Origin of the sequence: Mesorhizobium sp. M1406 (assembly GCF_040317555.1) — a bacterium.
Classification (GTDB): Bacteria; Pseudomonadota; Alphaproteobacteria; order Rhizobiales; family Rhizobiaceae; genus Mesorhizobium.
Window position 1 is genome coordinate 1 of record NZ_JAMYKW010000118.1, and the last position, 7,787, is coordinate 7,787.

At 58.5% G+C, this 7,787-nt stretch carries 1 protein-coding gene and 1 pseudogene; both read left to right on the top strand.

Translation table 11 applies throughout. From position 1 onward, the window contains the following. Positions 1-1,382: 1,382 nt before the first annotated feature. Positions 1,383-1,858, top strand: a pseudogene (locus NKH03_RS33755) (transposase); the annotation flags it as partial. A gap of 2,300 nt (positions 1,859-4,158) precedes the next feature. Then, positions 4,159-7,787 (top strand): non-ribosomal peptide synthetase (locus NKH03_RS33760; protein ID WP_352973170.1); only part of this gene is annotated, 3,629 nt, incomplete at its 3' end.

The following is a 7,787-nucleotide window of genomic DNA, read 5'->3' on the forward strand; positions in this document are numbered from 1 at the left end:
GTATCGCAGGGTCTTTGCGTCGCGACATAGTGGGACTCCTTCTTACCCATTATGCCCGCCCGCACACGAAATTCCTGACAGTCCCGAGACGGACGGCGACTAGGCTACGATCGCTTTTGTCGGAATGCCACCTTCGATCAGTCTTGCAGGACCCTGGTAGGCCGGCGGGCGCGCCTGAAGTCGGATCACCAGCATCGATATAGAAACCGAGGGGACCACACCTCGTCGATCAGTATTTTCCAGCCTGCTCAAGCTGCTCGAAAAGCTCTTGTACGTTGTTTTCAAGTGTCGGCGGCGGTCAATACGCTTAGAGCGCGGGGATTGTCGTTCGACACGACCATTATTGAGGGACCTGGCCTACCTCGTCGACAGCTAATGCAACATGAGCTAGACCTACCCCGCAATTTTGGACAAGTTGAGACACCTGCGACTCTGGCTCTGTGCCTTGGCAAAGTACAAAGCACATGTCGTTCCGAACCATTTCCGCACACACCATCCCAGTCTTCTTACCCTTTATATGCAAACGCCGCCTAAGCTTAAAGCCAAGGACATCTTGAAACAGGTGGATAGCGTCATCTAGTTTATGACCGCCAAAGCTATGTGATCAATGCTGTGTAATCGAGGGTCATGATGGCCATTTGCCTCGATAGATACTTTCAGAGAGCCATCACACGGCGAACCCACGGGATAAGTCATTTTTTTGAGTCCTTCTGTTTAGGTGACGCAGCCAATTAATGATCAAGCCATAAGCTTGCTAACAGCCTGATTACACATGAGTAGCCTCGCGTACGGGAATGGTCCATTTCTGCGTGGTCGTGGGACAATTTCTGCTCAGTGTGAGCGCGTTTGTCGATGACTTGCATTTAACATGCCAACGGAAAAAACAGGCGCTGGCGTCTGGAGCGGTTTCGCCGCTGACAGGGGGCAGGTCAAGCCGGTCAGGTTCACGCGCTTTGAAGCAGTGGGATCCCGATCGTCTGGTCAGGATCATGCGCGCGGAGCGCAAGGTATGATCGCCTCAGGAGTTGTCGTTTACCTGTCGTGCCACCAGATCCGGAGAGCATGAGGAACTGTGGGGCGGTTGGTGGCGGAGGCTCTCTGAACGGGCCGGAACCGCGCCACGGAAAGTGCCCGTTTGGTCGGCCGCAACGTGACTGCCCCACAGTTCCTCATGCTCCCACCTCTATGGGGTCAGAACAAGATTAGTGAGAGATCGTACGCTAACCGAAATTGTGCATGTTTTCCGTAGTTTACCGCCTGTACCGAATATCATTTTGTAGGCAGGGAATGCTACCTAGGGCGCAATTTTGGGAACGAGCACCGATCTGGAGAAGAGTTTCTCAGCTAAACGTACGATTTCGCACTAATCTTGTTCTGCCCCCATCCTGCCGGTTGTTGAGGCTTGGCGCAGCGTGCGCACCCGCACCGCCGAGCTTGGACGGCAGCTTATCGCCAGCGCACGACAGAGCGAGGCCTGTCAGTTGCTGATGTCGATCCCAGGGGTTGGCGCGGTCACCGCAACCGCGTTCACGACCGCCATCGAGGACCGGGCGAACTTCAAGAAGTCGCGTTCGGCCGGCGCGTGGCTGGGACTGACCACTCGTCGCTGCCAATCTGGCGAAGTCGATTATGACGGCCACATCTCCCGACGCGGAGACGCTCATCTGAGGGGACTGCTTTATGAAGCAGCAACCGTGATCCTGACGCGCACCTATGCCGAAAGCGAGCTGCGCGCCTGGGGGTGAAGCTGCGAGAGAGAATCGGCTTCAAGCGTGCGGCCGTCGCCGTTGCGCGCAAGCTGGCCGTCATCATGCACTCTATGCTGAAATCCGGCGAGCTGTTCAACCGGGCACCAGCGCCATGGCCTGCCACCGCAAGCTCACATGCGCCTGCCCTGAGGCGTGCCGAGGCGTCCCTGCCGGGACGTAGGGCGAGCCATTCCGCAGAGGCCGTTGCACCTTCGAGGCAATATGCCCCGAGCGTGCGTTCCAAACCTTGGAAGGCTCACCCGCGAAGCCCCATCATGCGGCGACTTCATGTCGACCGCGAAGACGACACTGCTCCCGGCAAACGACCAACGACCGCCTCGACGTCCAAAAAAGACTTGCATTTTACGGCGCGATTAGACGACGGCCTCTTAGGGGAAGACGAGTTCACGTGAACTTTTTTGCCAAGAGACCTACCTCACCGAAGCTTTTCGGATACTGGGAAGGGCAGGGGGACGGCGCCTTAGCAATCGCCCAATCCGGGGAATGTTGTCGCGCAATGACGATTGCAGCATGTCCGTTTCCTTTCGTTGGAAAACAAACCGGCGCCTCGGGCGGAGGGCGCGGGCCCGATCGGGTTGGTTTCTATCCGTGACGGGCAAGCGGGGGCGGGCGCTGCTCGAGAATTATTAGTATTTTCTAATACAATTCTGTCAAGATCGACAACTTCCCCGGAATCGGCAACGAAATGCGCGGGATGTAGCCCCAGTTCGCCGACCCTTCAGGGCCAGCAGTCTCGAATGGCTGCATCAACAGGCCGGACAGAAGACTGCACCCGACCAACGCGCCATAACGTCGAATTACCTCTCGCATCGCGGGAGCCATCCACAGAGGACATAATTGGGACGGCCACTCGCTATACTAACTGCCCTCTCCTCCAGCGCCCAATCCATGATGCTGCTGTTCAGTGGTATTCGTCACGCTACGACGGCGGTGGACGGCCCATGGGCCACCCGGGTATTCACCGGTCGGCTGGTCCATCGTGGCGGCGTCAGATCGGCTCGGGCGTGATGGGTTCTCCGAAGCCGACGTCGACTTGGACCGGCACGCGCGCGCCGGCGATCGTTGCGCTGGACCGAATGCGCACGCCGCAATTCGCCCTCGTCGCGGATCGGCATCACCCTGAGGCCTGCAATGTCGAACTTCACGCTGTCGTGGGGCACATTTGACGTACAGATTGCGCGGGAGCGCTCGGCCAGGGCCGCCACATCCGGATCACCTAGCCCGGGGAGGTGGAGATGGTGCAGGGTTCACGCGCCATCGGTAACGATCCCTTCCACATAAAGCCACGTCACCGACCAGACCTGCACCATCTGACCAAACCTCCACAGGTCCAACTTCCATTTCGCCGCCGGCGCCATTCCAACCTGGTGTCTCGACCCATGCAAACGATACTGTCGCTTTTGGCCCAAACTGTTCACTATCGAGCGGACGTACCATAGGCGAAACGTTTTGCATTTCGTCCGCAGCCTGCAAGCAAAAAGAAGACGAGCGAAGGTGCGCCAGCCCAACTTGAATGTCAGCGCTCAGCTACATCCTCCGGATGGCACGTCACTTGCGCATCACCTTGCGAAGCCGTCATGACGCTCTAGCCCCTAACCAACGGAGATGATGATGGTAATTGGCCAGAATTACCGAATTGCCCGGCGCAACTGAAGATTTTGGCTGAAGAGCTGCAGATGTAGGATATCGGCCATGAGAGCTCGGGGCAGACGCTTCCCATTCCGCACTAGCGTTGAGGCGACGGAGATCGATCAGACTGCGATGGAAAACCGGTCGATACTCCGAATACGTGCGTTATCAACGAAGGGAGCTGAAATGAGTGATCTCTTAAACTCGTCGTCTGAGGGGGCATCCAAGACACTCCAGAGGCGGATGACCTGCGGTTTCTCGGAATCGATCAATTGATTTTGGATGGGCTTTGGCCGACGTCGGCGGACCAACTGGCTATCGTCCTCGTGCAATTGCAAGGACATCGGCCATGATCCAAACGCTCATCATTCCGGGATTGAATGGCTCCGCGACGACATTGGCAGTAGCACTGGGCGCGAGAACAGGCACATTCCACTGTCGTCCAGCAAGAAGACTGGACATGTCGCGTTTTGGAGGAGCGCAGGCGAAATACGAGCGACACTAGCTGTTCACGATCTCCTGCACGGGAATGTTTTTATTCTTACTGGATATTGCGGCGGACCATATCGACTGATTATCGGAAGGAGAGTCTCTTGCATCCTAAGTAGTTTATTTTTGCCCTACACGTTGGCCAATCGCACCTGCCGACCGCACGACCACCTCACGATCAAATCCATAACACCGTCAGTACGCAAATACCCAACAACTAAACTCGTGTGTTCGCGACCTGCGCCGCTGCCGCTTAGGAGAAAGGGCTGATATGCATCGAGATGACGCTCGCGCGGCAATTGACGCATCGAAGGTGGGGACAAGTGAAAGGCCAACTCGCGACATCGAATTTCCACTGTCGGCTGCGCAGATGGAGATCTGGATCGCTCAGCAGCTGGATCCGCATAGTCCGCAGTATGTGATCGGTGAATACCTTGATATTTTTGGTCCAGTTGATGCTGGACGGCTTGAGACCGCATTGCATCATGTGGTTTCTGAATGCGATGCGCTGCATGTCCGAATTGCAGATCGGAATGGTGAGCCTCGACAGATCTTTGAGCTGGCGACCAATTGGTCGCTTCGGGTTCTCGATCTCCGCGCTGAGCCAAATCCAGAAGCAGCAGCGCTTGCTCATATGCAGGCGCAATTGACGTGTCCTATGGATCTGAACCAAGGGCCTCTCTTTGGCTTTGTCTTGTTTCGAGTTGCACAAGATCGCTGCTTTTGGTTTCAAATGTATCACCACATTATTGTGGATGGTTTAAGTATGTCTCTCATCGCCGGACGAGTAGCGAACGTATACACTGAGCTTGGTCGAGGCGAATCCAAAAGCACTTGGGAGCCAAACTCGCAATTATCATTTCTGGAAAACGATGTCGCATATCTAAAGTCTAAAGAGTTCCTGGATGACCAGAAATTTTGGAAAAGGCGCGTCGCCAATTACTTTTCTCCTGTTGGTCTGGCGCGGCAGACAATTGCAACTACCCCAGAAGCTGTGCGGTGCGGTGGATGCGTTTCGTTGAGGGATTTGGGACCGCTTTTTACTGGGAAAGGTGGTGACCGGAAGGCCGCTGAGCTATTAGTTGCAGTCGTGGCTGCCTATGTGCATCGCTTCACGGGCGTCAACGAGCTGGTACTCGGTTTTCCGGTCAAGGGGCGTATAGGAGCTGCAAAGCACGCACAAACGGTTGGAATGACATCCAACCTGTTGCCGCTGAGATTGCGCGTCAGACGTGAACAGAATTTCCAAAGCCTTATTCAGCAAACCTCGAAGCGCATTACTTCTCTGCTCAAGCATCAAAGGTATCGCGGTGAATTTATTGATAGGGATTTCGGTGAGGATCGGCGAGCATCGGTGACATCGGCACCGATTGTCAACGTCATGTTGTTCGACTGCGATGGGAGATTCGATAATGCGTCTTTCGCTATACGAAAGCTCGCACTTGGGCCAGCCAACGATATCTCATTCGTGTTTTACCGGACTGGAGAATCGGAACTCGCGATTGATGTTTTCGGAAATTCTTCAGCTTCGTTGGACGAACTGGAGTATCACCAACATAGGCTGAGCCACCTCGTGCACGTTCTGGGAGCGGATCCCGACATTCCGATGGCCCGGATCGACCTGTTGCCGCCTGACGAGCGGAAGCTTGTTCTGGAGACATGGAACGAGACGTCGAAGCCGTATCCGTCGGAGCGATGCATTCATGCGCTGTTTGAGGAGCAGGTTGCGCTGAACCCAGATGCTTTGGCGGTGGTGCAGGATGACGCAGAGCTCAGCTATGGCGAACTGAACCGGCGGGCGAACCGGCTTGCGCATCATCTAATCGGACTGGGCGTGCGTCCGGACGACCGGGTGGCGATCTGCGTGGAGCGCAGCCCGGCGATGGTCGTGGCCCTGCTGGCGATCCTGAAGGCAGGCGGCGCTTATGTACCGCTCGATCCGGCCTATCCCTCCGGCCGGCTGCGGCAGGTGCTCGACGATGCTGCCCCGCGGCTGCTGCTTTGCGATGCGGCCGGACGCGTGGCCTTTGACGCCAATGCTCTTGGTCAGGTGAGAGTGGTCGATCTCGACATGGCCGCGCCGGCCTGGGCCGAGCTGCCGGCATCGGATCTCGATCCGTGCGCGCTGGAGCTCACCTCGCGCCATCTCGCCTACATCATCTACACCTCGGGCTCCACCGGGACGCCCAAGGGCATCGAAATGCCCCACGGCTCGCTTATGAATTTGCTTTGGTCCTCGCCGGAGTTTGGTACGCCAAAACGACGTACACTTCAGTTCACGACTTTGAACTTCGACGTCTCGTTCCAGGAATTGTTCAGTTGCTGGAGGGACGGCGGGCTACTGGTGCTCGTGCGGGAAGAGACCCGTGCCGACTTTTCCGAGTTGCTGGACCTTGTGTGCAGAGAAGGGATCGAGCGGCTTTTCCTCCCATTCGTAGCCTTGAAACATTTTGCGGAAGCCTGGTGCGCTCGGGGAGCGCTGCTGCCCTCTTTGAGAGAAATTTATACAGCGGGTGAGCAATTGCGAGCCACCCCCGAGCTCAGGTCGTTCTTCGAGACTCATCCGAGGGCGAGGTTGATAAATCAGTATGGGCCTACAGAAACCCACGTAGTCACGGAGCACCGCCTCGCGGCTGATCCATCATGCTGGCCGCAAGTGCCTCCCATCGGCCGTCCGATCGCCAACACGCGGATCTATCTTCTGGACGCTCATGGTGCGCCGGTGCCGTTGGGGGCGGTGGGCGAGCTCTATATCGGCGGGGCCGGCGTTGCGCGTGGCTACCTGAACCGGCCGGAGCTGACGGCCGAGCGGTTCATCGCCAGCCCGTTTGTGGAGGGCGACCGGCTGTACCGGACCGGCGATCTGGGGCGCTATCTGCCGGACGGCAATCTGGAGTTTTTGGGCCGCAACGACGAGCAGGTGAAGATCCGCGGCTTCCGCGTCGAGCCGGGCGAGGTCGCGGCGCGGCTTTGCGAGCACGAGCTTGTCGGCGATGCGGTGGTGGTGGCGCGCGCCGATCGCACCGGCGGCCAGCGGCTCGTCGCCTATGTGGTGGCGAAGCCGGCGGACGGATCGGGCGAGGCCGATGGCGCGCAGCTTGCTGCCTCCTTGCGCGCCCATCTGGCTAGCCTGCTGCCCGACTACATGGTGCCGTCGGCCTTCGTGCGGCTGGACGGGCTGCCGCTGACACCGAACGGCAAGCTCGACCGCCAGGCGCTGCCGGCCCCCGACGACGAGGCCTATGCGCGCACCGCCTATGAAGCGCCGCAGGGCGAGGTCGAGACGCTGCTGGCCGGGATCTGGCAAGAGCTGCTCGGCCTCGAGCGCATCGGGCGCCACGACCACTTCTTCGAGCTCGGCGGCCACTCGCTGTTGGCCGTGCAGCTGATGAGCCGGTTGCCGCAGGCCGTCGGTGTCGAGCTGCCGCTGGCCACGCTGTTCGCCCGGCCGGTGCTTTGCGATCTGGCGGAAAGCATCGTCGAAGATTTGAGCCGCGCCGGTCCGCAAGACCTGCCGGCGATTGCGGCCGTGTCGCGCAATGAGCCGCTTGTGCTGTCGTTTGCGCAGCAGCGGCTATGGTTTTTGGCGCAGCTCGACGAGGGCAGCACCAACTATCATATTCCATTGGCCTTGCGGCTGCGGGGGGTGCTCGACCGCGTCGCCTGGCAGCGCAGCCTTGACCGTCTGTTTGCCCGTCACGAGGCGCTGCGCAGTGTCTTTGTCGCACCGGAGGGCCAGCCCCGGGTCGAGGTGCTGCCGGCCGATGCCGGGCTGCCACTGGTCGAGCACGATCTATCCGGCCGGCCCGATGCTAAGGCGGCGCTTTCGGATCTGTGCCGTGAAGAGGCGCACACGCCGTTCGATCTGTCGCGCGGCCCGCTGATGCGCGCGCGTCTGAT